General features: G+C 67.4%; 24 protein-coding genes and 1 pseudogene. 14 read left to right on the forward strand and 11 right to left on the reverse strand.

What is annotated here, in order from left to right:
- Nucleotides 1-37: 37 nt before the first annotated feature.
- Nucleotides 38-1,222: a hypothetical protein gene (locus tag ACW176_RS01955; protein WP_492110692.1), complete on the reverse strand. Its 1,185-nt coding sequence runs from the start codon at nt 1,220-1,222 to the stop codon at nt 38-40.
- Between the two features lie 150 nt (nt 1,223-1,372).
- Nucleotides 1,373-1,975 carry a GNAT family N-acetyltransferase gene (locus tag ACW176_RS01960; protein WP_419318550.1) on the reverse strand — a complete coding sequence of 201 codons (603 nt, stop codon included), beginning with the start codon at nt 1,973-1,975 and terminating at the stop codon, nt 1,373-1,375.
- Between the two features lie 127 nt (nt 1,976-2,102).
- Between ACW176_RS01960 and ACW176_RS01965 the strand changes: the two genes are divergently transcribed.
- The 3 genes and pseudogenes from ACW176_RS01965 to ACW176_RS01975 all read left to right on the forward strand — a co-directional run bounded on the left by ACW176_RS01965 (nt 2,103) and on the right by ACW176_RS01975 (nt 4,118).
- Nucleotides 2,103-3,410 carry an acyl-CoA dehydrogenase family protein gene (locus ACW176_RS01965; RefSeq protein WP_419318552.1) on the forward strand — a complete coding sequence of 436 codons (1,308 nt, stop codon included), beginning with the start codon at nt 2,103-2,105 and terminating at the stop codon, nt 3,408-3,410.
- A gap of 23 nt (nt 3,411-3,433) precedes the next feature.
- Nucleotides 3,434-3,549 (forward strand): annotated as a pseudogene (locus tag ACW176_RS01970) (hypothetical protein); the annotation flags it as partial.
- Nucleotides 3,550-3,602: 53 nt separating this feature from the next.
- On the forward strand, nt 3,603-4,118 hold the full coding sequence (locus ACW176_RS01975) for a methylated-DNA--[protein]-cysteine S-methyltransferase (RefSeq protein WP_492110693.1): 516 nt from the start codon (nt 3,603-3,605) through the stop codon (nt 4,116-4,118).
- Here the strand turns inward: ACW176_RS01975 and ACW176_RS01980 are convergent.
- The 3 genes from ACW176_RS01980 to ACW176_RS01990 are packed head-to-tail and all read right to left on the reverse strand — an operon-like array spanning nt 4,115 to nt 5,362.
- On the reverse strand, nt 4,115-4,540 hold the full coding sequence (locus tag ACW176_RS01980) for a DUF4345 family protein (protein WP_492110694.1): 426 nt from the start codon (nt 4,538-4,540) through the stop codon (nt 4,115-4,117). The genes ACW176_RS01975 and ACW176_RS01980 overlap by 4 nt on opposite strands.
- 25 nt (nt 4,541-4,565) lie before the next feature.
- Entirely contained in the window at nt 4,566-4,964 is a 399-nt protein-coding gene (locus ACW176_RS01985; protein ID WP_419318561.1) for a VOC family protein, read from the reverse strand.
- On the reverse strand, nt 4,961-5,362 hold the full coding sequence (locus ACW176_RS01990) for a protease inhibitor I42 family protein (RefSeq protein WP_419318563.1): 402 nt from the start codon (nt 5,360-5,362) through the stop codon (nt 4,961-4,963). The genes ACW176_RS01985 and ACW176_RS01990 overlap by 4 nt, the downstream gene beginning before the upstream one ends.
- A gap of 207 nt (nt 5,363-5,569) precedes the next feature.
- On the opposite strand from ACW176_RS01990, the gene groES reads away from it, so the two are divergent.
- The 3 genes from groES to ACW176_RS02005 all read left to right on the forward strand — a co-directional run bounded on the left by groES (nt 5,570) and on the right by ACW176_RS02005 (nt 8,065).
- Nucleotides 5,570-5,860, forward strand: coding sequence for a co-chaperone GroES (gene groES, locus ACW176_RS01995; RefSeq protein WP_010918572.1), 291 nt, complete (start codon nt 5,570-5,572; stop codon nt 5,858-5,860).
- A 59-nt stretch (nt 5,861-5,919) separates the two neighbouring features.
- On the forward strand, nt 5,920-7,563 hold the full coding sequence (groL, locus tag ACW176_RS02000; RefSeq protein ID WP_419318565.1) for a chaperonin GroEL: 1,644 nt from the start codon (nt 5,920-5,922) through the stop codon (nt 7,561-7,563).
- Between the two features lie 175 nt (nt 7,564-7,738).
- On the forward strand, nt 7,739-8,065 hold the full coding sequence (locus ACW176_RS02005; RefSeq protein ID WP_419318567.1) for a hypothetical protein: 327 nt from the start codon (nt 7,739-7,741) through the stop codon (nt 8,063-8,065).
- Here ACW176_RS02005 and ACW176_RS02010 read toward each other — a convergent pair.
- Nucleotides 8,062-8,910 (reverse strand): IMCp domain-containing protein, encoded by an 849-nt coding sequence (locus ACW176_RS02010; RefSeq protein ID WP_492110695.1) that lies wholly within the window; start codon nt 8,908-8,910, stop codon nt 8,062-8,064. The two genes, ACW176_RS02005 and ACW176_RS02010, sit on opposite strands and share 4 nt — an antisense overlap.
- A 154-nt stretch (nt 8,911-9,064) precedes the next feature.
- Between ACW176_RS02010 and ACW176_RS02015 the strand changes: the two genes are divergently transcribed.
- Nucleotides 9,065-10,225, forward strand: coding sequence for a DUF3089 domain-containing protein (locus tag ACW176_RS02015; RefSeq protein WP_492110696.1), 1,161 nt, complete (start codon nt 9,065-9,067; stop codon nt 10,223-10,225).
- 46 nt (nt 10,226-10,271) lie between these two features.
- Here the strand turns inward: ACW176_RS02015 and ACW176_RS02020 are convergent, their stop codons facing one another.
- Nucleotides 10,272-10,448 (reverse strand): DUF1328 family protein, encoded by a 177-nt coding sequence (locus ACW176_RS02020; RefSeq protein WP_419318573.1) that lies wholly within the window; start codon nt 10,446-10,448, stop codon nt 10,272-10,274.
- A 105-nt stretch (nt 10,449-10,553) separates the two neighbouring features.
- On the opposite strand from ACW176_RS02020, the gene cobT reads away from it, so the two are divergent.
- From cobT to ACW176_RS02035, 3 genes are all read left to right on the forward strand, one after another.
- A complete protein-coding gene (cobT, locus tag ACW176_RS02025; RefSeq protein ID WP_492110697.1) occupies nt 10,554-12,482 on the forward strand; it encodes a cobaltochelatase subunit CobT in 1,929 nt (642 codons plus the stop codon).
- Nucleotides 12,479-13,522 carry an esterase-like activity of phytase family protein gene (locus ACW176_RS02030; protein ID WP_492110698.1) on the forward strand — a complete coding sequence of 348 codons (1,044 nt, stop codon included), beginning with the start codon at nt 12,479-12,481 and terminating at the stop codon, nt 13,520-13,522. Before cobT ends, ACW176_RS02030 begins: the two co-directional genes overlap by 4 nt.
- A 366-nt stretch (nt 13,523-13,888) precedes the next feature.
- Nucleotides 13,889-14,191: a hypothetical protein gene (locus ACW176_RS02035; RefSeq protein WP_492056528.1), complete on the forward strand. Its 303-nt coding sequence runs from the start codon at nt 13,889-13,891 to the stop codon at nt 14,189-14,191.
- Nucleotides 14,192-14,354: 163 nt separating this feature from the next.
- Here ACW176_RS02035 and rpmB read toward each other — a convergent pair whose 3' ends face one another.
- Entirely contained in the window at nt 14,355-14,660 is a 306-nt protein-coding gene (gene rpmB / locus ACW176_RS02040; protein ID WP_419318580.1) for a 50S ribosomal protein L28, read from the reverse strand.
- A gap of 226 nt (nt 14,661-14,886) precedes the next feature.
- Here rpmB and ACW176_RS02045 point away from each other — a divergent pair, with 226 nt between their 5' ends.
- Nucleotides 14,887-15,318, forward strand: coding sequence for a DUF3617 domain-containing protein (locus ACW176_RS02045; RefSeq protein WP_492056527.1), 432 nt, complete (start codon nt 14,887-14,889; stop codon nt 15,316-15,318).
- A gap of 153 nt (nt 15,319-15,471) precedes the next feature.
- On the opposite strand, the gene ACW176_RS02050 is transcribed toward ACW176_RS02045, so the two are convergent.
- Nucleotides 15,472-16,047 (reverse strand): methylated-DNA--[protein]-cysteine S-methyltransferase, encoded by a 576-nt coding sequence (locus tag ACW176_RS02050; RefSeq protein WP_492110699.1) that lies wholly within the window; start codon nt 16,045-16,047, stop codon nt 15,472-15,474.
- A gap of 77 nt (nt 16,048-16,124) precedes the next feature.
- Between ACW176_RS02050 and ACW176_RS02055 the strand changes: the two genes are divergently transcribed.
- Nucleotides 16,125-17,762 carry an amidohydrolase gene (locus ACW176_RS02055; RefSeq protein ID WP_492110700.1) on the forward strand — a complete coding sequence of 546 codons (1,638 nt, stop codon included), beginning with the start codon at nt 16,125-16,127 and terminating at the stop codon, nt 17,760-17,762.
- Nucleotides 17,763-17,772: 10 nt separating this feature from the next.
- Here ACW176_RS02055 and ACW176_RS02060 read toward each other — a convergent pair whose 3' ends face one another.
- Entirely contained in the window at nt 17,773-19,152 is a 1,380-nt protein-coding gene (locus tag ACW176_RS02060) for a cation:proton antiporter (protein WP_492110701.1), read from the reverse strand.
- Nucleotides 19,153-19,328: 176 nt separating this feature from the next.
- On the opposite strand from ACW176_RS02060, the gene ACW176_RS02065 reads away from it, so the two are divergent.
- Together ACW176_RS02065 and ACW176_RS02070 are read left to right on the forward strand one after the other, a co-directional pair.
- Nucleotides 19,329-21,887, forward strand: a complete 2,559-nt coding sequence (locus tag ACW176_RS02065; protein WP_492110702.1) for a helicase-related protein — start codon at nt 19,329-19,331, stop codon at nt 21,885-21,887.
- On the forward strand, nt 21,884-22,168 hold the full coding sequence (locus tag ACW176_RS02070) for an RNA-binding S4 domain-containing protein (RefSeq protein ID WP_492110703.1): 285 nt from the start codon (nt 21,884-21,886) through the stop codon (nt 22,166-22,168). The genes ACW176_RS02065 and ACW176_RS02070 overlap by 4 nt, the downstream gene beginning before the upstream one ends.
- A gap of 87 nt (nt 22,169-22,255) precedes the next feature.
- On the opposite strand, the gene ACW176_RS02075 is transcribed toward ACW176_RS02070, so the two are convergent.
- Complete coding sequence (locus ACW176_RS02075) at nt 22,256-24,340, reverse strand: putative bifunctional diguanylate cyclase/phosphodiesterase (RefSeq protein ID WP_492110704.1); 2,085 nt, start codon at nt 24,338-24,340, stop codon at nt 22,256-22,258.
- Nucleotides 24,341-24,426 lie beyond the last annotated feature (86 nt).

Here is a 24,426-nt window from a genome sequence, read left to right on the forward strand (position 1 = left end):
TCATCGCCAATTGGTTAGGGAGACTAGTGTGCGAGAATTAACTCAACCCTTGGTTTTCAGAGGGTGGATGAGCCTTTCTGAACGGCAAACCCGGATGCGGGAACGCCTGTTCCAGCAGGGGTTCGCTGAACGGAGCCGTGACAAAAGGTCCGCTCACCGAGGACAGTCTCAGCTCGCGACACAGGTCAAATTCGCGGCGTGATCGCACGCCTGTGACGCCTTGCCGCAGCTTTAGGTCGATATATTGCCGACGCGCAGACAGGAACCGCCGCAGGCTCAGCAGGCGCTGGAGTTCGTCGGCGCCTGACAATTGCAGGACCACGCCGTCGATCAGATTGGCCGGTACAGCCCGGACATTGAACCCGGCATCTTCGATCCGAAGTTCGATTCGCTGGAACACCGGCCGCAGCAGATCGCGCAACGGCGCGATGGCCGAGAACGGCAAGTCGCGCGGCGTCTCATAGACCTGGGCGCTCAGCTGATCGACGACCGATGGGGACAGGGACGACAGCCTGGCCTGATAGGCCTCCCGCAGGCTGGTGCGAACCAGGCTCCACATCCGGAAATCGGTCTGCAAGCGCAGATCCGGCTGCTGCTCGAGAGCGGCGACGTTCGCATCCAGCATCGCCAGATCCGACCGCATGTATTGGCTGTCGTCCGGGACCGTCTTTTCAGGCTCCCGCAGCATGAATTGCGGCTGGCTGGCCTCGAAATACTCGGTGACGGGATTGTAGACGCCGCGCCATCCCAGGCGCGGCCCGTCGAGAGGTCCAACGGCGGCCTGGGCGACGTTGCGCGGCGTCGAGCCCCAGGAGGCCAGTTCTTGCACCCCATCTCGCGTGACGACGCGGGTGCGCCCGACGGGCGGCGGTGGCTCTCCGCCCCTCATGGACAGCAGTTCGGCCTCGGGCAGGCACGCAAAGCGCAGCACCTGGGTCTCGTCGCCCTCATAGGTGAGCATGCACAGGTCTTCTCGGCCTTGAGTGCCGAACAGGCGCAGCTGAAGCTCGCTGGCGATCTGCTTGAGTTCCTCGCCATCCAGGAACTCGGCGTTAGGGTCGACCAGAACATAGGCCCCGGGCGCAACCTGACCAAAACGCCGGGGCGGCGGCCAGCGGCTCTCAACATACAGCGCAGCGGTGCGATCGATCTTGCCCGGCGTAACGCCGTCCGCAGACGCTTCTTGTGCGCCGTGTTCAATGCAGATTCTCAAACACGCCATGCCACCCATGCAGCGAATACTTGCAGCATGACGGTTACCAACACCTTGGCCCCGCCCCCAAATTGGGTATAGCGGCGATCATTCAAGCCAAAGCTCGCTCGAAACCGTGAAGCATTGAGATGAGACTCATTGCTCGCAGCGAACTTTGATCTAGACGAACGTCTCCGTCAGCCGGAAGTCCAGCCGCTGCTTGACGCCCGGCCAATCGGCGTCGGTAATCGAGAACACGGCCGTGTCGCGCACGTGGCCCGTCCAGGTGATCTTGTGATTGCGCAGCACGCCGTCCTTGTCGGCGCCCAGCTTTGTGATGGCCGCCTGGCTGCGGGCGTTGCGGACATCGATCATGAACTCCACCCGGATGGCGCCGGCCGCGAAGGCGTGGCCCAGCATCAGCCGCTTGCTCTCCGGATTGATCGGGCCTGAGCGCGCGTCCGGATGCAGGAAGGTCGAGCCGACCTCCAGCCCCTTGTGCAGGCGGCGGATGTTCAGATAGCTGGACGTGCCCACCACCTTGCCGTCGGACAGCCGGCGGATAGCGAAGCCGATGCGCTCGCCGCGCTGGGTCTCACCCTGCAGCGCGCCCCACCAGTCCTCGAAGCCCTCACCGCAGCCGTTGGTCGACATGATTTCCCAGCTCTCGGGATCGCAGTCGATGGCGGCGCGCAATTCGTCGCGCAGGGTCCCGGGGAGGTCAGGCGTGATGGGTTCCAGCCGCACATGGCGGCCGTTGAGGGGGAGAATCTGGATGTTCATGGCGGGCATCTTGAAGGGCGCCGCCCCACGGCTGCAAGTCTGCTTGCCATCCCATCTTGCCGTCCGCGTCAGCCCGGTGCTACAACCACTTCAAACAAACGTTTGAAGACAGGGATTGGGAAGCGCCATGGATTTCGACATCTCCCCCACGCAGCGGCAATTCCTCGATCGCGTCACCGCGTTCATGGACGAGCACATCGTGCCGGCCATCCCGCGATACGAGGCCGAGATGAACGTCCTCGGCGCCGAGCGCTGGAAGGTCGTGCAGGTCGTCGAGGAACTGAAGGCCAAGGCCAAGGCCGCCGGCCTGTGGAACTTCTTCATGCCGCCGCACAGCGGCCAGACCCACGTCGACGACACGTTCGTCTTCGAGGGCGTGCAACTGACCAACCTGGAATACAGCCTGATCGCCGAGCAGCTCGGCAAGGTCGGCTTCGCCTCGGAAGTCTTCAACTGCTCGGCGCCTGACACCGGCAACATGGAAGTGCTGATGCGCTACGGCACGCTGGAGCAGAAGGAGCGCTGGCTGCGCCCGCTGATGAACGGCGAGATCCGCAGCGCCTTCCTGATGACCGAGCCGGACGTGGCCTCCTCGGACGCCACCAACATCGAGACGCGCATCGAGCGCGACGGCGACCACTATGTGATCAACGGCCGCAAGTGGTGGTCCTCGGGCGTGGGCGATCCGCGCTGCAAGGTCGCCATCGTGATGGGCAAGACCGACCCGGACAACGCCAGCCGTCACGCCCAGCAGAGCCAGGTTCTGGTGCCGCTGGACGCCCCCGGTATCGAGATCGTCCGCATGCTGCCGGTGTTCGGCTATGACGACGCCCCGCACGGCCATGCCGAGGTGATCCTCAAGAACGTCCGCGTTCCCGTGGAAGACGCCCTGCTGCTGGGCGAAGGCCGCGGCTTCGAGATCGCCCAGGGCCGCCTTGGCCCCGGCCGTATCCACCACTGCATGCGCACCATCGGCACGGCGGAAGTCGCGCTGGAAAAGATGTGCAAGCGCCTGATGAGCCGCAAGGCGTTCGGCAAGTTCATCTCCGACCAGTCGGTGTGGGAAGAACGCGTCGCCGACGCCCGCATCGACATCGAGATGTGCCGCCTGCTGTGCCTGAAGGCCGCCGACATGATGGACAAGGCCGGCAACAAGTCGGCCCGTCTGGAAATCGCCATGATCAAGGTCGCGGCCCCGCGCCTGGCCCTGAAGATCATCGACGACGCCATCCAGGCCCACGGCGGCGGCGGCGTGACCACCGACTTCGGTCTCGCCAAGGCCTATGCCGGCATCCGCACCCTGCGCCTGGCCGACGGCCCGGATGAAGTGCACCAGCGCACCATCGCCCGCATGGAATACGGCAAGTACGGCGACCTGGTTTACAAGCAGAAGGCCGAGAAGGAAGCGGCCCTGCACGTTCCGGGTATTCGCTAGTATCGCTTAAATCATCCATCAAAATGGCTTGTCATCCCGGCCGCAGCGAAGCGAAGAGCCGGGACCCAGGACAACCGCATTGCGTCGGCCCCTGGGTCCCGGACAGCCTCTGCGAGGCTTCCGGGATGACAAGAATTTTGAGTGCGCAAGAAGCGGAACGACGCGTCTGAACCGTGGGGCGATAACCACGAAATGACCCGCCCGTCACGCCTCCGCCTCGACCGCCTCCCCTCGCCCCTGGGCGAGATCCTGCTGGTCACCGACGAGACCGGCGCCGTGCGGGCGCTGGATTTTCATAACTACATGCCGCGCATGGGTCGACTGCTGCGCCTGCACTATGGCGACCTGTCTCCGGAGACCGGCGCCGCGCCGGCTGGTGTGCGCGCCGCGCTCAACGCCTATTTCGAGGGCGCCCTGGACGCCCTTTCCGCCATCGCGTGGGCGACCCACGGCACAGCCTTCCAACGTCAGGTCTGGACCGCCCTGCTCGACGTACCGGCCGGGACCACCTCGACCTACGCCGCCCTCGCCACCCGGATTGGAAAGTCTGCGGCCACCCGGGCCGTGGGCGCGGCCAACGGCGCCAATCCCATCGCCATCCTTGTGCCCTGCCACCGGCTGGTTAGCGCCACAGGCGCGCTCACCGGCTATGGCGGTGGTCTCGAGCGCAAGGCGTGGTTGCTAAGGCACGAGGGCGCGCGCCCCTAAACGATCATCCCGCCGCGCAGGACGAGGCGACCGGGATTGAGAAACGGCAGCGCCAGGGTGGTCCCGATCAGCACTTCGAAAACGAGGTTGCCCAGATTGAACCGGCCGCTGGCCTTGTCGATCAGCAGCGAAGCGGCGCGACCCAGTGCGACGCCGAACCAGGCCAGGGCCAGGACGAAGGCCATCGCCGCGCCAATGCCCGGCTGGTAGCCCAGATAGAGGGCCGCCCCGGCATGCGACAGCACCAGCAGGCCGCCGAACGCCCTTCCCTCCGCCAGCAGCGGGGGCAGCGTGGCCTCACCCTGGGCGAGGCCCGCCATGCCAAGCCCCTGGGCCGGCCTGGCCAGGGCGATGCCGCCCAGCGCGCCACCGATCACGCAGGCGATCACGGCCAGCAGCAGGGACAGGGCATAGCTCGACATGCGCGGCGCGCTCCTTGAGGTCGGTTCAGACGGGCGCCGCGGGCGCGGCGCCATGACAGACGGCCTCGATGTTGAACCCGTCCGGGTCCAGCACGAAAGCGCCGTAATAGTCTGGATGGTAATGAGGGCGAAGTCCGGGCGGACCGTTATCTCGTCCGCCCGCCGCCAGGGCGGCCGCATGGAAAGCGTCGACCTGGGCCGGGGTCTGGGCCCGAAACGCCACATGCACCTTGCCCTGCGCCGCATCCTGGCCGGCGATCCAGAAGAACGGCCGGGTATCGCCATAACCGGTGGACTGCACCCCGCCGGTGAACTCCGGCGGCACGGTGTAGAGCCGGGACAGGCCCAGCGGCGCCAGGGCCTTGTCATAGAAGGCCGCCGAGCGATCAAAATCCGCCACGCCCAGGGTGATATGGTCGATCATTTGACCAGCACCCTGAAGACCCGTCGGGTGTCGCCGGCCGTGTCGGGCATCCACGGCTGCTTGAGGGTGAAGGACAGCTCGGCCGTGCCGCGCCCCGTGGCCTGATAGGTGAAGATCGTCATGATCGCCCCGCCCGGCAGGGCGGCGTTGGTGGTCTGGCTGGAGCCGCCGCTCAGAACCGTGCCGTCCGCCTCCCGATCCAGGCGCCAGGAATAGCCCGTGCCGGCGTTCAGCGGCAGTTCGATCCGCAGCGCCTGCCCGGGAGCCAGCACGACCGGTCCAGCGTCCGAAACCGTCAGGGGACCAGGCGGCGGCGGCGGGGCGCTGACGCAACCGGCCACGAGGATCAGGCCCAGGCCCAGACTGGCCGCCAGGGCCGAGGATAGGAAACGTTTCATCAAGCCTGTCCTTACGCCTGTCCTGGCTGGCCGCCGAGGCGGCGCGGGGCATTTGGCGCGCCAGAATCGGAGGGCGCAATCCTTGACTCCGCCATCCCCCGGCACTACCTCCTGCCCGGCGCTGGCACTCACCGGGGGCGACTGCTAACAGCAGCGCTTCCCTCGCTGGCGATCCCTAATTCTAACCGTCCCGACGGAGAACATCCTATGAAATTTCGTCCCCTGGGCGACCGCGTCCTCGTGAAGCGCGTCGAAGAAGAAACCAAGACCAAGGGCGGGATCATCATCCCCGACACCGCCAAGGAAAAGCCGCAAGAAGGCGAAGTTGTCGCCGTCGGCCCCGGCGCCCGTAACGACAAGGGCGACGTTGTCGCTCTGGACGTGAAGGCTGGCGATCGCATCCTGTTCGGCAAGTGGTCGGGCACGGAAGTGAAGGTCGATGGTCAAGACCTGCTGATCATGAAGGAAAGCGACGTTCTGGGCGTGGTCGAGGCCTAAGTCCTCCTCCGTCCGAACGACTTTCCAACCCCCTATTTCTCTTTTGAAGGGCTCTCAACATGGCCGCTAAAGACGTTTATTTCTCCTCGGACGCCCGCGACAAGATGCTGCGCGGCGTCAACATCCTCGCCAATGCGGTGAAGGTGACCCTCGGCCCCAAGGGCCGCAATGTCGTGATCGAAAAGTCCTTCGGCGCTCCGCGCTCGACCAAGGACGGCGTCTCGGTCGCCAAGGAAATCGAACTGGCTGACCGCTTCGAGAACCTCGGCGCGCAGATGATCCGCGAAGTCGCCTCGAAGACCAACGACAAGGCCGGCGACGGCACCACCACCGCCACCGTCCTGGCTCAAGCCATCGTGCAAGAAGGCCTCAAGTCGGTTGCCGCCGGCATGAACCCGATGGACCTGAAGCGCGGCATCGACAAGGCCGTCGCCATCGTCGTCGCCGACATCAAGGCGTCCTCGAAGAAGGTCACGACCAACAACGAGATCGCCCAGGTCGGCACCATCTCGGCCAACGGCGACAAGGACGTTGGCGAAATGATCGCCAAGGCCATGGACAAGGTCGGCAACGAAGGCGTCATCACCGTCGAAGAAGCCAAGACCGCCGAGACCGAACTCGACGTCGTCGAAGGCATGCAGTTTGACCGCGGCTACCTGTCGCCCTACTTCATCACCAACCCCGACAAGATGGAAGTTCAGCTCGAAGAGCCGCTCATCCTGCTGTTCGAAAAGAAGCTCTCGTCGCTGCAGCCGCTGCTGCCGGTGCTGGAAGCCGTCGTTCAGTCGGGCCGTCCCCTGCTGATCATCGCCGAGGACGTCGAGGGCGAAGCCCTGGCCACCCTGGTGGTCAACAAGCTGCGTGGCGGCCTGCGCGTCGCCGCCGTCAAGGCTCCGGGCTTCGGCGATCGTCGCAAGGCGATGCTGGAAGACCTGGCCATCCTGACCGGCGCTCAAGTCGTGTCGGAAGACCTGGGCATCAAGCTCGAGAACGTTTCGCTCGAAATGCTCGGCAAGGCCAAGAAGGTCACGATCACCAAGGACGACACCACCATCGTCGACGGTATCGGTGAGAAGGACGCGATCGAAGCCCGTATCGCCCAGATCAAGCGCCAGATCGAAGACACCACGTCGGACTACGACAAGGAAAAGCTGCAAGAGCGTCTGGCCAAGCTGGCCGGCGGTGTTGCCGTGATCCGCGTCGGCGGCTCGACCGAAGTCGAAGTGAAGGAAAAGAAGGACCGCGTCGACGACGCCCTCAACGCCACCCGCGCGGCCGTTGAAGAAGGCATCGTCCCCGGCGGCGGCGTCGCCCTGCTGAAGGCCTCCAAGGCCCTGGCTGGCCTGACCGGCGACAACGCCGACCAGACCGCCGGCATCGCGATCATCCGTCGCGCCCTGCAGGCCCCGATCCGTCAGATCGCCGAAAACGCCGGCGTTGAAGGCTCGATCGTGGTCGGCAAGGTTCTGGAAAGCGACTCGGCCACCTTCGGCTTCAACGCCCAGACCGAAATGTATGTCGACCTGATCGTGGACGGCGTCATCGACCCGGCCAAGGTTGTCCGCACCGCTCTGCAAGACGCCGCTTCGGTGGCCGGCCTGCTGATCACCACGGAAGCCGCGATCGTCGAAGCCCCCAAGAAGGCCTCGGCCGGCGGCCCTCCGGGCGGCGGCATGGGCGGCATGGGTGACATGGACTTCTAAGAAGTCCGGTCAGCACCTGCTGAACCAACAAGACGAGGGGCGGGACCGAAAGGTCCCGCCCTTTTTCTTTGGCGGGGCGGCAACGGGGCGGCGTTCATGGTCCCTCTCTCAAAGAGAGTGACAACACTGCGGTTCACCGGTTGACGCCGCCCCCGCGCGCGGCCAAGCAGCAGCCATGTTCCGCCAGCGCCCCGACGCCGATCTTCTTGTTCAAGGCTGGGTTGTCGGCGTGATGGTCGAGATCGCCGGCGAACGCGCGCCCGTCCGGCACTATTTCGGGGTCGGCAAGCCCGAGCGGGCCCGGGCCGAATGGGCGGCCGTCGATCTGGCCCTGGAAGCCGGCGCCGTGGCCTCCAGCCCTTATCGGGGCACGGAGCCGGTCGAGGCCATCCGCGAGATCGTGGCCTATCGGATGCGCGAACTGGGCCTCAAGCCCGGCGAGATCCGCGCGCTGGGCGACAAGTTCCCCCGCCGCTGGCTGCCGGTGCAGACCGAGTCCTAGTAGCGCTTGCCGCCGCAACCGCCGCAACCCGAGCCGCCGCCCCCGACCGTGACGCGAACCGAGCTCGAAGCCGAAGCCGTGGCTGAAGCCGAGCTTCTGGCGGAACCGCCCGCCCAGCCGCCGCCGGATCCGCCGACCACGCCGCCATAATAGCCGCCGCCCCGTCCACCGGAGGGACGCCCGACATAGCCGCCGCCGATATAGGGCGGCTGGACAGGATGGTCGGGAGCGGCATCGACCGGCTGGGGCAGCCAACCGCCGCCTAGGCCGTAGCGGGTGGAGAAGTTCTGGTTGCCGCCATAATAGGCCGCCCCGTCCCAGGAGCGGCTTTCCTGGCTCTCCTCGTAGCGAGCGCTTTCCGACTCATAGGTTTCGTCGCTGATGATCACGCCGCCCGAGGCCCGGTGATCTTCGCGCCGGCGCTCATGGCGCGGGCCGCAATCGCAGTCGCGCGCCGCCTGGACCGGCCGCTCGACCACGCGGTCGATATAGACCGGCTTTTCGACGATGCGCTCGACCGGGACCTTGACGATCTTTTCGACCACGCGGTCGACGGGCCGATCCACATAGACCGGCTTCTCGACGATCTTTTCCACCACCTTGACCACCGGAACCTCGACGCGGCGCTCGACGATCTTTTCGACGACGCGATCCACCGGCCGGTCGATATAGACGGGCTTTTCGACGACACGGTCGACATAGACCACCTTGGTCACGGGCTTGGGTCGCTTGGCGGGCGCCTTTTGAAGCGCGGCGGGATAGCCATCGGCCAGAGCCGGCGCGGCCAAGCTCGTCGCGGCCACGATCGAGCCGGCGAGCAAAAGGGTCCTGAACGGCGTCTTCATCGGGTTCGCACTCAAAAACACGTGCCGTTTCGGGACGGCGTTCCGCCGCGCCGCAACAACCGGGCCATAACAACTAGGACTCAGGGCCTTGGCGCGGCCGCCGCCTTTTGCCATGGTCTTCCAAACAAGCGTTTGAGCGCGAAGTGGGGAAACGATGTCCAAGACCATGCTGGCCGCGATCGGCCTGACCGCCGGCCTGATCCTGGGAAGCGCCGCCTGCGCCCAGACGCCGGCTGCCGCCACGCCGAACGATTACGCCAAGGCCGACAACTGGCTGTGCCTTCCGGGCCGCACCGATGCCTGCGCCACCGACCAGACCACGACCATCGTCACCGCCGACGGCAAGGCCAGCAGCGAAGCCTTCAAGCCCGCCGCCAATGCGCCGGTGGACTGCTTCTATGTCTATCCGACCGTGTCCACCGATCCGGGCGGCAACAGCGACATGACCATCGACGCCGCCGAGCGTTCGGTGGTCGAGCACCAGCTCACCCGGTTCGGGGCCCAGTGCCGGATCTATGCGCCGATGTATCGCCAGATCACCCTGGCGGCCCTGCGCAAGGTGATGATGGGCGGACAGGCCGGCGACGCCGCCCTCGCCTATGCCGACGTGCGCGACGCCTGGAACCATTACCTGACGCAGGAGAACAAGGGCCGGGGCGTGGTCCTGATCGGCCACAGCCAGGGCTCGCGGATGCTGCTGCAACTGCTGAAGGAAGAGATCGACGGCAAGCCGGTCCAGAAGCAGATGATCTCGGCCCTGATCCTGGGCATGAACACGCCGGTCGACGCGGCGGGCAAGTACGGCTCGATCCCGACCTGCGCCAGCGCCAGCCAGACCGGCTGCGTGGTGTCCTATGTGTCGTTCCGCAGTTCTTCGCCGCCGCCGGCCGCCAGCCGCTTTGGCAGGACCGACCCGCAAGGCCTGCGCTCGGCCTGCGTCAACCCCGCCGCCCTTGTGGCCGGCAAGACCCAGACTGACGCCGTTCCTCTGCAGGCCTATTTCAGCGCCGGCGGCATGGGCTCTTCGGCCGCCACGCCCAAGCCTTGGGCCAAGTCCGTGAAGGTGACGACGCCGTTCGTTTCCGCGCCGGGCCTGGTCTCGGGGCGCTGCGTCAGCGCCGGCGACTTCACCTATCTGTCGGTGGATGTGAACGCCGACCCGGCCGACCCCCGCGTCGACGACATCACCGGTGACCTCCTGGTCTTTGGCCAGCCGCTGAAGGACTGGGGCCTGCACCTGATCGACGTGAATCTGGCGATGGGCGACCTGGTGGCGCTGGTCGGCGAGCAGTCGAAGGCGTTTGCGGCCCCCTAGAGCCAGCAAGATGGGGGAGCGCTGGCGCTCCCCCTGACGCTTTCCCCTATCGGCTCGCGCCCTTGAAGATGACGCCGCCCAGCAGCAGCACCAGCACAAAGCCGACCAGGAACAGGAAGAACAGGATCTTGGCGACACCTGCAGCCGCGCCGGCGAGGCCGGTAAAGCCCAGAGCCCCGGCGATCAGGGCGACAATGGCGAGGATGATGGCCCACTTCAGCATGATGCGTTTCCTTGTTTGGGAAGCCGGCAGCGCTTCTGACAAAACAACCCGCCAGAGCGCACAGCGTTCCTTGTTTTCGCCGCCCGGGGCCGGTAACCGATAGTCATGGCGTCCAAGCCCGAAAGCCCGACCGAACCCTTCAAGCGCGCCCTGGCGCACGCCGCGCGTTCGCTTGCCGAAATGCCCGATCTTGAGGTCGTGTTCTCGGGCGATGGCCCGGTGCTGATGGGCAAGCGCGCGGTGCTGCCGCATCCCCCGCGCGACCTCAACAGCAAGGAAGCCGCGCGCATTCGCGGGCTGGCCGACCAGATGGCCCTGCGTCTAGCCCACCATGACGCGCAGGCCCATGCGCGCGCCCGTCCCTCTTCGCCCGACGGTCAGGCGGCCTTCGAGTCGATCGAGCAGGCGCGGCTGGAAGCCATCGGCGCCAACGCCATGGGCGGCGTTCGCGCCAACCTGACGGCCGCGCTCGAAGCCCGCCTGGAAAAGCAGGGCCTGACCCGCACGGTCGCCACCGACCGCCAGTCGGCGCCCATGGCCGAGATCCTGGGCCTGATGGTCCGCGAGCGCCTGACGGGCGATGCGCCGCCGGAGGGCGCCAAGGCCCTGGTCGACATCCTGCGCGCCGACATCGAGGCCAAGGCCGGCAAGGACCTGGACCGTCTGGCCGCCGCCATCGACGACCAGGCCACCTTCGCCCGGGTGAGCCGCGAGATCCTGCGGGACCTGGATCTGGGCGAGGAGATGTCGGACGCCACGGAAAGCTCCGACGAGGACGGCGGTGAGCAGGACCAGCAGGACCAGACCTCCGACGAGGATCCGGGCGAGGGCGAGGGCGATCAGTCCGAGGGCTCAACCCCGCAGGAAACCGACACCTCCGACCGCGAAACCGAAGCCGGCGACGAGGAGATGGTCCAGTCCGAGCAGGACGGCGAGCCCGAGGACAGCGACGAGAGCCCCGAGATGGGCGACGGCGCCAAGCCGGCGCGTCCTGACAGCGGCCCCGCCCAGCCGGGCGAGCCGGCCTACAAGATCTTCACCAACAGCTATGACGAGATCGTTCCGGCCGAGGACCTCTGCGACGCCGAGGAGCTGACCCGGCTGCGGGCCTATCTGGACCAGCAGCTGTCGGCGCTTTCCAGCGTCGTCTCTCGCCTGGCCAACAAGCTGCAGCGCCGCCTGCTGGCCCAGCAGAACCGCGCCTGGACCTTCGATCTCGAGGAGGGGATGCTGGATGTCGCCCGCCTGACCCGGGTGATCATCGACCCTACGGCCCCCCTGTCGTTCAAGCAGGAAGAGGATCAGGAGTTCCGCGACACCTGCGTGACCCTGCTGATCGACAATTCCGGCTCGATGCGCGGCCGGCCGATCATGGTGGCCGCCGTCTGCGCCGACATTCTGGCGCGCACCCTGGAGCGCTGCGGCGTCAAGACCGAGGTGCTGGGCTTCACCACCCGGGCCTGGAAGGGCGGCACGTCCCGCGACGAGTGGGTCAAGGCCGGCAAGCCGCCAGCGCCGGGCCGCCTGAACGACCTGCGCCATATCATCTACAAGGCCGCCGACTCGCCCTGGCGCCGGGCTCGCAAGAACCTGGGTTTGATGATGCGCGAAGGCCTGCTGAAGGAAAACATCGACGGCGAGGCCCTGATGTGGGCCCACCAGCGCCTGATCGGCCGGCCCGAAGCCCGCCGCATTCTGATGGTGATCTCTGACGGCGCGCCGGTGGATGACTCCACCCTCAGCGTCAATTCGGGTCACTATCTGGAGCGCCACCTGCGCCAGGTCATTGCCGAGATCGAGGGCAAGAGCCCGGTCGAGCTGATCGCCATCGGCATCGGCCATGACGTGACGCGCTATTATCGTCGCGCCGTCACCATCGTCGATGTGGAACAGTTGGGCGGCGTTCTGGTCGAGCAGCTGGCCGCCCTGTTCGACGAGGAGCCCCGCGCCGTCAAGAAGGCGCGCGGCCTGCTGGCGCCGCTGCAGACCGTTCAGCCATCGGCTCCCAAGGCGGCTCGCAAGGTTCCTGCATGATCGGCCTGCGGATCGGCCTGGTGCTGGCCCTGACCGCCGGCATGCTGAGCCACTGCGGCCGCAAGCCCCCGCCGCCCCTGCCCGTGGTTCCCGTCAAGGCCGGTCCGGAGATCGCCCTGCAGACCACGCCCGTACCGCTGGATGCGTCCAACCCGGCCCGGACCACGATTGAAGGCTTCGTGTTCGCCGGCGGCGTCGCCATCACCAGTTCCGAGACCTCGCGCCTGCACGGACTGTCGGATCTGGCCATCACCGCGGACGGTGGGCTAGCGGCCGTTACCGACTTTGGCGATCTCTTCCAGGCTCGGCTGGTGCTGGATCCCGCCGGCCGACTGGTCGGCCTGAGCCACGGCAAGCTGGAGGGCCTGAAGGGCCCCGATGGCCAGCCGTTGCAAGACAAGGACAAGGCCGACGCCGAGGGCCTGGCGATCCTGGCCAACGGCGACCGCCTGATCAGCTTCGAGCGCGACCATCGAATCTGGCTCTATCCTGCGGCAGGCGGGCCGCCGCGCCCCGCGCCCAAGCCGGCCACGATCCTTCCCTACAATGAAGGCATGGAGGCCCTGGCCGCCTATCCCGCCGCCGGCCCGGACGCCTATCTGGTGGGCGGCGAGGAGGGCGAAACCTGGCTGTGCAAGCTGTCGGCGGCCTGCCAGGCGCTGGCCCCGCAGCAGGGTCCGGACTTCACCTGGGGCCTGACGGCCATGACCGCGTTCAACGGCCCGGCCATCGCCACCTTCCACCGGGGCTTCGACCCCATCCGGGGCTGGCGCGGCATCCTGCGTTTCGTGGCCAATCCGATGGCCCCGCCCGCCCGGCAGACCGCAGTCGCCAGCCTGCATCTGGACGGTTCGACCACGCGCGACAACTACGAGGGCCTGGCCCTGAGCACCACACCTTCAGGCGCCACCCGGGTCTATCTGATCTCGGACGACGGCGGCCTGCCGGGCCAGCGCACCCTGCTGATGGCCTTCGACTGGACGCCGCCGCCACCGCCGCCAGCGCCCCTCAAGGTCAAAAAGCCCGTCCGCCGACGGTGAGCGCATTGCTGGCGATACTTCCATGTTGCGCTGCGGTATCTCGCGCGCACCGACAACGTGGTTATGCGTTTTGCCGGTTGCGAGGCGAGACCCAAGCACCGTCCGAGGAACGCATCGGGGGGAGGTTGAACCCAACCCGCAGGTCCATGCCGACCCGATAGGCGCCGCCAGCCCCCCGCTTCGCCGCTCGCTTCAGGTCGAGGCAGACGTGAAGAAATTCAGGTGCAGCGCAACATAATCGTTGATAACCCAAAAAGGCGAGACTATGACTTTTGTCGACGGCCGAGCAGGCGAGAACCGGAAGGACCGTCAGAGGAACGCGTCGGGAGGAGGTTGAACCCAACCCCCTTTCGTGGACTACACAACATGATCCGCACCATCGCCCTGGCCGTTTCGGCCATCGCCCTGACCGTCGCCGCTCCCGTTTCGGCCGCCGAACTCCGCGTCAAGGTCTCCGGCAAGTCCGCCGAGCAAGTCCGCGCCGACATCGTCAAAGCCGCCAGCACCGTCTGCTGGCAGGACGTTCGCGGCGAAGCCATGTCCGGCTACCTGTACCCCGCCTGCATCCGCGCCTCGGTCAGCGACGCCGTCGCCAAGATCAACAGCCCGGCCCTGACCGCCTACAACACCGCCAACCCGGCTTCGGGTTCGGTTGTCTCGGCCCGCTAAGCCGACCTGTTTCAGTAGCGTAGCGTACCAAACCCGGCGCGGTCCTCCGCGCCGGGTTTTGCTTTGTCTGGACCTTGCTTGGCAGGGCGCCGGCGCACAGACGCGAAAAGGCCCGCGAGGATCGCTCCTCGCGGGCCTTTCAATAGTTGGTCGCGATCGTCGCTTAGGCGGCGACGGCCAAGGCGGCGGCCTTGGCCTTGGCCTTGACCTGCGTCTTGATCTTCAGGGCGCGCGGCGACAGCTGCTCGTCCTTGGCGCCCAGCAGGAACACGTCCAGGCCACCCTTGAAGTCCAGGGTGCGCAGGGCGGCGTTGCTGATGCGCAGACGGAAGGTCTGGCCCAGCGAATCCGAGGCCAGCGTCGCCGGCGACAGGGCCGGCAGGAAGCGGCGCTTGGTCTTGATGTTCGAGTGGCTCACATTGTGGCCGACCATCGGACCGATACCGGTGAGTTCGCAGCGGCGCGACATGGGACTACCTTGGCTGGGCGAAGCCTGAGCTTCGCAGACATGAATTTCGGGGCGCGCCGGACGAGCCGCCACGCGAGAGCGGGCGATATAGGCGAAGGGCGCCTGCCGAGTCAAGGCGGCAAGCCCGCTTCGAGCCATCCACCCGGATGAAGATCGCCTCACGACCGCCTTCAAGACAGGTTCATCTGCCGCCCTATATAGAGAGCCCATGAAGGAGCACCCGCCCATGCGTCTGATCGCCCTCGCCCTGACCGCTGCAGGTCTCGCCTTGACCGCCGGCCTGAGCCAGGCCGCCCAGCCCGCGCCGGCCACGATTCTTCCCGGTCATTGGGAATACAGCTACCGGATCGGCCCCATCCCGGCCGGGGACGAGTCGCGCTGCCTCAAGCAGGCCGATGTCGAGCAGTTCGCCAAGGGCATCTGCACGCGCAAATATACCTGCGACTACACCACTCGGGTGGTGAAGGACGGCAAGATCGCCCTGAAGGGTGCGTGGACCGACAAGAAGGGTCGCGTGGCCCCGGTGACCGCCAAGGGCGACTACACCGCCGAGAGCTTCAAGCTGGACGTCAAACTGAAGACCATCAACGGAATTCCGCTGGCCGGCGTGATGGACGCCCGGCGCGTGGGGGCCAGCTGCCCGGCTGACGCCAAATAGCCCCCTGTGACGGACCATTTGTGGTTAATCCGAATTAAGATACAATGGCTTGTAGGGAACAAAGACTGAATCGGCCGATGTCGCTGATTCGGTCCTGATTCGTTTCGCCCCTGTTCGCCAGTTCCGCTCACGGCGTTAACTTGAGCCGGGGCCCTATCCGCCGCGCGGCGGAGCCACCGAAAATTCCAGGTCGAACAGGGTCGGTACGGGGCTCGTCCGCGCCCGCTCCAGGGTCAGCAACTGGGCCTTGGTGTTGGCGCCGCCTTCGGCGCTAAACCCGCCCATCCTGCCTGACGCGGCCAGCACCCGGTGGCAGGGCACGACGATGGGCCAGGGATTCTCGCCCAGAGCCTTGCCCACCGCCCGCGCAGCGCCGGGCTCGCCCATGGCGCGGGCCACCTGGCCATAGGTCGAGGTCTCGCCGGGCGCGATGGCGCGGGCGATCTCGTAGACCCGCAGGTTGAAGGCCTGGACGCCGGTCAGGTCGAGCGGGATGTCCGTCAGGTCGTCGCGACCACCGGCCAGCAGATCCAGCACCCGCTCGATGATCTGCTCGATCGCGGGCGACGGCGGCGTCTCGACCGCCTCGGGGAAACGCTTGCGCAGGCGCGCCCAGGCCGCGCCGGGTGTCGCTTCGGGCAATTGCACGCCGATCAGCCCGGAAACGCCCCAGGCGATGCCGCAGCGGCCGATAACGGTGTCAAAAAGCGCGAAAGCGGTCCCCTGCATCCCTCATTTATAGCATCGCGGTTGCGGCTTTCGAGCGGCGCCCTACGATTTCCGTTTCTTGCTGTCTGGAGATCGCCGTGCGCCCCATCGTCCTCGCCGCCTTGCTGGCGTCCGCAACCGTCTCGACAGCCTCGGCCGGCGACCTGCTGATCCACGGCGGACCGATCCATACCGGGGTCGAGGCCGCGCCGAGCGCCCAGGCCGTGCTGATCCGCGACAGCAGGATCCTGTTCGTCGGCGACTTGGCCGCCGCCCGCGCCAAGGCCGCCAAGGACGTTCGCGACATCGACCTGAAGGGCGCAGCCGCCTTTCCGGGCTTTGTCGACGCCCACGCCCACCTGACCGGGGTTGGCCTGCGCGAACTGACCCTCAACCTGGACCAGACCGGTTCGGTCGCGGACCTGATCAAGGCGGTCAGCGCCTATGCCGCCGCCCATCCGGACGGTCCGATCTATGGTCGGGGCTGGATCGAGACCCACTGGCCCGAGAAGCGCTTCCCCAACCGTGCGGATCTGGACCGCGCCGCGCCCGGCCGGGTGATCGTGCTGGAACGCTCCGACGGCCACGCCTCGGTCGCCAGCTCCGCCGCCCTGGCCCAGGCCGGCGTCGGCAAGGACACGGCCGCTCCGGCGGGTGGCCAGATCCTGCAAGGCGCCGACGGCCTGCCCAGCGGCATGCTGATCGACCACGCCCAGTCGCTGGTGGCGGGGGTCATTCCGCCGCCGTCAGAAGCCCTCAAGCGTCAGGCCCTGGAAAAGGCCGGCGCGCTGTATGCCTCGCGCGGCTGGACCGGCCTTGGCAATATGAGCGTCGAGGCGCCCGACCTGGCCCTGATGACCTCCCTGGCCGCCGAGAAGAAGTTCCACCTCCGCGTCGACAACTACATGGACCCCAGCGGGGCCGCCGAGGTGCTGGCCAAGGGCCCCTTCGAGGACGCCACCGGCCTGATCCGCACGCGGGGCATCAAGCTCTATATGGACGGCGCCCTGGGCTCGCGCGGCGCGGCCCTGCTCGAGCCCTATAGCGACGCCGAGGGGACGGGCCTGCAGCTGACCCCGCGCGACAAGGGGCTGGCGCTGATGAAACAGGCCCGGGCCGTGAAGGCCCAGGTGGCCATGCACGCCATCGGCGATCGCGGCAACCGCATGGTGCTGGACTGGTTTGGCGAGACCCTGGCCGGCGACACCGCCGCCCGCTGGCGGATCGAGCACGCCCAGATCGTCGCCGACCCCGACCTGCCGCGCTTTTCAAAGATGGGCGTCATCGCCTCGATGCAGCCCAGCCACGCCATCGGCGATCTCTATTTCGCCCCCGCCCGCCTGGGCAAGGCGCGCCTGCACGAGGGCTATCGCTGGAACGACATGCTCCAGAGCGGCGCGGTCGTGGCCGCCGGCTCGGACGCCCCGGTCGAGGTCGGCGATCCGCGCATCGAGTTCTACGCCGCCGTCCACCGCCATAGCCTGACCGGCTTCGCCAACGAGGACTGGCATCTGGAAGAAGCCGTCAGCCGGGCCCAGGCCCTGAAGATGCTGACCTGGGCGCCCGCCTATGCCGCCTTCGCCGAAACGGATCGCGGCACGCTGGAAGCCGGCAAGAAGGCCGATGTCACCGTGTTCTCAAAGGACCTGATGACGGTGGCTCCGGCCGAGATCCTCACCGCCGAAACGGTGCTGACCGTGGTCGACGGTGTGGTGGCGTTCGAACGGGGCCGGTAGGGCTGTCCTGTCAGGGAGCGGCGGCGGCCTTGGCGGCGGCCTCTTCCAGACCGTCGAGCTCGCCCGACTCCCGCGCCTTGCGGCCATAGACGGCCTCGAACAACGGGCTGGCCATGACCGTGGTGACGATGGCCATCAGCACCAGCATCGAGAACAGGGTCGGGCCGATAATGCCCTTCTGCAGACCGATATTGATGATGATCAGCTCCATCAGGCCGCGCGAGTTCATCAGGGCGCCGATGCCCAGGGCGGTGCGATTGTCTTCGCCGGCCAGACGCGCGGCGGCGTAGCAGGCCACGCCCTTGGCCAGGATCGAGGCCAGCAGGATGCCCACGGCGATCAGCAGCAGCTGCGGCGAGTTGACCATGTCCATCCGGGTGTTGAGGCCCGAATAGGTGAAGAACATCGGCAGCAGCAGCACCACCGCCAGCGGCTCGACCTTCTGCTTCAGCTCCTCGACGAACTTGCCGCGCGGCATGACGGCGCCCAGCATGAAGCCGCCGAAGATGGCGTGGATGCCCACGGCGTCCATCAGGAAGGCCGAGAGGCAGAACAGCATCAGGGTGATGGCCAGGACGGTCAGGCTCATCTGGCCTTCGCGCTCGACGATGCGGCCCAGCGGGGCCAGCAGGCGCTTGCCGAACAGGCCCAGGAACAGGACGTAGGACAGGCCGCCGCCGATCGCCAGAACCGCCACGCCGGGGCCGCCGCCGAAGGTGGCCAGCACCACCGCCAGCACGCACCACGAGACGGCGTCGTCAAAGGCGCCGGCGGTCAGGGACAGGGTGCCCAGCGAGGTTTTGGCCAGGCCACGCTCATTGATGATGCGAGCCAGCATCGGGAAAGCGGTCAGGGCGATACAGGCGCCCATGAACAGGGTGGCGTTGGACTGCGAAATGCCATCGGCGAATAGGCCCGGCACCTTCAGCAGGAAGGGCGTGATCGCCACGGCGATCAGGAAGGGCGCGATGATGCCCGCCAGCGAGACGCTGGCCGCGCTCTTGGCCTTGGCCTTGAAGTGATCGGCCTGGAAGCTGGTGCCGACCATGAACATGTAGAGGCCCACGCCCAGCTGGGCGCCGACATACAGGACGTTCTTGGTTTCCTTGGGAAACAGCATGCCCTGGAAGGCCGGGAACAGCAGGCCCATTAGCGACGGGCCCAGCACCACGCCGGCGATCATCTCGCCCACCACCTGGGGCTGCCCCAGGAACTTCTGGCCCAGCCAGCCGACCACGCGGCAGGCCAGCAGGATCACCGCCAGCTGCAGGAAGAAGTGCACGCTGAAATCGGTCGGCGTGTAGCTGTGGGCCGCCGCCAGGGTGGCGGGACCGTTGGCCGACAGGACTTTTCCGGCGACTTCCAGGGTGCTGGCGATGATATCCGTCACGTGTGTTTCCCTGCCCATCGCCCGCCGAAACTGAATCTTGCGGCGAGACGGCGGACTCTGAGACCGCAGATGCCCAGCGCTGTCAATTCTCGCTCCGCCGCCGCTCGACGCGCTGTCGCCGGCCCCGCGCACACCAGTGCTTGCCTCACTCCGATTCCCGCACCATGTCTGATCGCATGAGCGACCGTTCAACCGGCCTGGCGCCTTCCAAGCTCACCGCGGTCCTGGGCCCGACCAATACCGGCAAGACCCACCTGGCCGTCGAGCGGATGCTGGGCCATGCGTCGGGCATGATCGGCCTGCCGCTGCGCCTGCTGGCGCGCGAGATCTATGACCGCATCGTCAAGCTGCGCGGCAAGGCGTCCGTGGCCCTGATCACCGGCGAAGAAAAGATCGTCCCGCCGCGCGCCGCCTATTTCGTCTGCACGGTCGAGGCCATGCCCTTGACCCGCGAGGTCGAGTTCCTGGCCATCGACGAGATCCAGCTGTGCGCCGATCCCGAACGTGGCCACATCTTCACCCATCGCCTGCTGCACGCCCGGGGCAAGTTCGAGACCATGCTGCTGGGGGCCGGAACCATGGCCCCGCTGATCCGTCGCCTGCTGCCCGACGCCGAGATCGTGTCGCGCGAGCGGTTCTCCAACCTGTCCTATGCCGGCTCAAAGAAGCTGACCCGTCTGCCCCGGCGCAGCGCCGTGGTGGCGTTCTCGACCGACGCCGTCTACGGCATCGCCGAGCTGATCCGTCGTCAGCGCGGTGGCGCGGCCGTGGTCATGGGCAGCTTGAGCCCCCGCACCCGCAACGCCCAGGTGGCGCTCTACCAGTCGGGCGAGGTCGACTTCCTGGTGGCCACCGACGCCATCGGCATGGGCCTGAACATGGATGTCGACCATGTGGCCTTTGCCGGCCTGCGCAAGTTCGACGGCGTCCGCACCCGCTGGCTGCACGCCCAGGAGGTGGGCCAGATCGCCGGCCGGGCCGGGCGCTATACCCGCGACGGCACCTTCGGCGTCACGGGCGACTGCGACGAGATGGACGAGGATCTGGTCGAGAGCGTGGTCAACCACCAGTTCGAACCGATCATCGCCGCCGAATGGCGCAGCGCCCGGCTCGACTTCGGCTCGCTGCCGCTGCTTCTGAAATCGCTGGGCCAAGGGCCGGGCCGCGCCGGGCTGACCCTGTCCAACGAGGTGCTGGATGAGCGCACCCTGAGGAAGCTGTCGCAGCAGGACGATGTCATCGCCCGCTGCAAGGCCGACCGCTCGGCCCTGCTGCGCCTGTGGGATGTGTGCCAGACGCCCGACTTCCGCAAGACCACCGATGATGACCACCAGCGGATGGTCAGGACCCTGTTCGACGACCTGACCACGGGCAGGAAGCGGCTGCCGGAAGACTGGATCAACGCCCAGTTCAAGGCGCTGGACCGCACCGATGGCGAGATCGACAGCCTGGCCGGCCGGCTGTCGGGCGTGCGGACCCTGTCCTATATCGCCAACCGCCCCGACTGGCTGGCCAATCCGGCCCACTGGCAGGGCGTGACCCGTCAGCTTGAGGATCGGATCTCCGACACCCTGCACGAAAAGCTGATGGCCCGGTTCATCGACCGGCGCACCAGCGTTCTGATGCGCCAGCTTGGCGAGCGCGAGACCATGCTGGCCGGGGTCGGCCAGGACGGCGCCGTGACGGTCGAGGGCCACGTGGTGGGTCACCTGGCCGGCGTCACCTTCACGCCCGAAAAGGGCGCCAGCGCCCTGGAGGAAAAGGCCCTGCGCAATGCGGCCGTGCGCGCGGTGGGTCCCGAGATCGCCAAGCGCCTGGGCGCCCTGAGCGGCGAGGCCGACGACGCCTTCGCCCTCAGTCCCGATAGCGCGATCCTGTGGCGCGGCGAGATCGCCGGGGTGGTGCGCCCCTCATCGACGTCCGGGGGCGGCGCCCTGCTGTCACCCCGCGCCAGGCTGCTGGGCGAGCTGGGCCCTGCCGCCGTGCGCGAGCGGGCCGAACGCCGACTGGACGCCTTCCTGGTCGCCGAGGTCGATCGGCATCTGGCGCCCCTGCGCAAACTGGAGCGAGCCCTGGCCGGGTCCGAGCTGCGCGGCCTGCCGCGCGGCCTGGCGCACCGGCTGCTGGAAGCCTGCGGGGTGCTGGACAAGCGCCCGCTGGAGCCCGAGCTTAAGGCCCTCAGCCAGGCTGAACGCCGCACGCTCAAGGCCCTGGGCGTTCGCATCGGCGCCTTCAGCCTCTACCTGCCCGCCATGCTGCGGCCCGAAGCCATCGCCTGCGCCCGGGCGCTGAGCCCCGACGGCTGGCGCGGCGATCGGGCCAGGCTGGCCGCCCTGCCCTCGCCGCCCCCCTCGGCGAAGGAACTGGCCGCCAGCGGCCTGCGGGCGGTGAGCGACTTCACCGCGCCCGTCGAGATGCTGGAGCGGCTGGACGACCTGCTGCGAGCCGAGCAGAAGCCGGGCGGCGTGGTGCTGAGCGAGGCGGCCCTGCAGAGCCTGGACTGGACAGCGCCCCAGGGCTCGGCCGTGTTGCGGGCCCTGGACTATACGCCGGCCATCCGGCCCAAGTCCGACGCCCCGATCATCTGGAAGCGGCGCGGCGCGGCCAAGGCCGAGGTGACGATCGCTGCGCGCCCGGACTCGCCGTTCGCCGCCCTGGCCAAGCTGACCGAGCCGCCGCCACGCCGCAAGAAACCCCATCGGCGGAAGGCGGCCGCCCAGAAAGCAACCTCGTGAGCGAGAGCGCTGACGAGGCCTGCCGCGCCGACGTCTGGCTGTGGCGCGCGCGGTTCTTCAAGACGCGCTCGCTGGCCTGCCGCTTTGTGGAAGAAGGCCGCATCCGGCTGACCCGCGGCGGTGTCGAAAGCCGGGTGGACAAGCCGTCGCGGACCCTGAAGGCTGGGGATGTGCTGGTGTTCGGGTTCGGCGGGCGGCTGGTGTCGGTGCGGGTGCTGGCCTCGGGCGAACGTCGCGGGTCGGCGCGTGAGGCGCGAGAATTGTACGAGGCTGTGGGGTAGCAGCTGACTTGCCCCCTCCGCGCCTTCGGCGCTCTTTACCCTACGGGGGAGGACGGCGGCGAAGCAGCCAGGAGGGGGCGAGTAGCCCTACTGCTTAAAGCCCGCCAGGAACCCCGGCACCTCCGCCGCCGGCATCGGCCGGCCGAAGTGATAGCCCTGCACCTGATCGCAGCCATAGCCGATCAGCTTGGCCAGTTGCTCGGCGTCCTCGACGCCCTCGGCCACGACCTTCATGCCCATGGACGAGCCCAGGGTGATCACCGCCCTGACGATAGCCTCGTCCTGCGCATTCTGGACGAAGGACTTGTCGATCTTCAGGCGGTCGATCGGGAACTGCCGCAGATTGGCCAGGCTGGCATAGCCGGTGCCGAAGTCATCCAGCGCGATCATCACGCCGGCGTCGTGCAGGCGCTTGACGGTCTCGCTGACCATGTCCGAGCCCCAGCCCATATAGACGTTCTCGGTGACCTCTATGGTCAGCCGGTCGCAGGGCACCCTGGCATGGGCCAGGCGCGCCTGGATCTCCTCGGCCAGGCGGCCGCTGCGGAACTGGGCGGCCGAGATGTTGACGGCGACCCGGCCAAAGTCGACGCCGGTGTCGATCCAGTCGCGCATCTGCTTCAGCGCCGTATCGAAGGCCACGTCGCCCAGCTTCAGCGACAGGTCCTGATCCTCGAACGCCGCCATGAACCGGGCGGGCGCCAGTATGCCCTGTTCGGGATGGGCCCAGCGCATCAGGGCCTCGAAACCGGTGACGCCGCCTTCGCGCACATCGACCACCGGCTGGTAGAACAGCACGAACTCGCCGGCCGCGATGCCGGCCCGCACGTCGCGTAACAGCTCGATCCGCTGCTCCAGCTCCGAGCGCATCGAGGGCTGGAACACCACGCTGCGATTGCGGCCTGCATCCTTGGCCCGATAGAGGGCGATGTCGGCGTTCTTGATCATGTGCGAGGGGTCGGCGTCCATGTCGCCGTGCAGGGCCGCGCCGATGCTGGCGCTGCAGGTGAAACTGCGGCCGCCATGCTCGATGGGGCGGCGCAGCAGCTCCTGCAGGGTCTGGATCGGCCGCAGCATGTCGGCCTCGCAGTGCAGGCCGCGCAGGATCACCGCAAACTCGTCGCCGCCCAGCCGCGCCACCGTGTCGTCAGCCCGGAAGGCGTGGCGCAGCATGTCGGCTAGGCGCTTGAGCAGGGCGTCGCCGGCGTCGTGGCCCAGGGTGTCGTTGATGTCCTTGAAGTGATCGACGTCGATCATGATCAGGCCGAACATCTCGCCCAGCAACTCGGACGCGCTGACCGCCTCCTGGAACTTGTGCTGAAACAGGGCCCGATTGGGCAGGTCGGTCAGCGGATCCTTGAAGGCCAGAGTCTCGACCGCCTCGGTCTGACGACGGCGGTCGGTGATGTCCTTGAACAGGTTGACCAGTCGCTCGGGCCGGCCATTGGCGCCGATTAGCATCTTGCTGGCCGAGCGCACCCAGGTCTCGACGCCGTCATCGCGATCGAGGCGGAACTCATAGACCCCGGTCTCGCCCGGCTTGCGCGCCGCCACCAGGGCGGCCACCCGGTCTCTGTCGTCAGGATGGATGATCTCCAGCGGGTCGTTCTTGAACCGGCACCACTTCTCAAGGTCCGGCGTCGCGCCCAAAAACACCACCTCACGGGTGCTCAGGTCGTATTCGCGCACCAGCAGGCCATCAAGCTCCAGCGCCATGCGCAGGCGCTGCTGATCGCGCTCGGCCCGCAGGGTGGCCTCAGCATAGCCGGTGACGTCGCGGGCCGTGACCATCACGGCATAGGGCTGCTCACCCTCGTCGCGGCAGGCGCTGAACTCGGTGCGCCAGATGCGCTGGACGCCGTCGGCGTCCAGGGTCGGCAGATAACGCGAGAAGGCGTCACCTGCCCGCGCGCATTTCATCAGCGCCAGGACGTCTTCGCCCGCCACCAGGGCGCGACGCGCATCGACGCCCGGACGCAGATCCGGCGCCAGGGCATGGGCGGTCCACTCGCGGCTGACGGCCAGCAGACACAGATCACGATCCAGCAACGCCGCGGCGAATGGCAGCTGCAGCACGAATTGTGCGAAGGCGACAGCGCGTGAGTCGGCCAGGCGCGCCAGTCCGGTCTCGGACTCTGGCAGACACCTGACTTCCGCTGTCGACTTGATCATGGTGTCGGGTTCTCGACGTTGTTTTTTTGAGCGTTTCCTGGCTCGGAGACTGGCGTTATTTTGGATAAGAAATCATGAGCGCCCAG

It is taken from the genome of Caulobacter sp. FV1ye13L, from assembly GCF_058681155.1.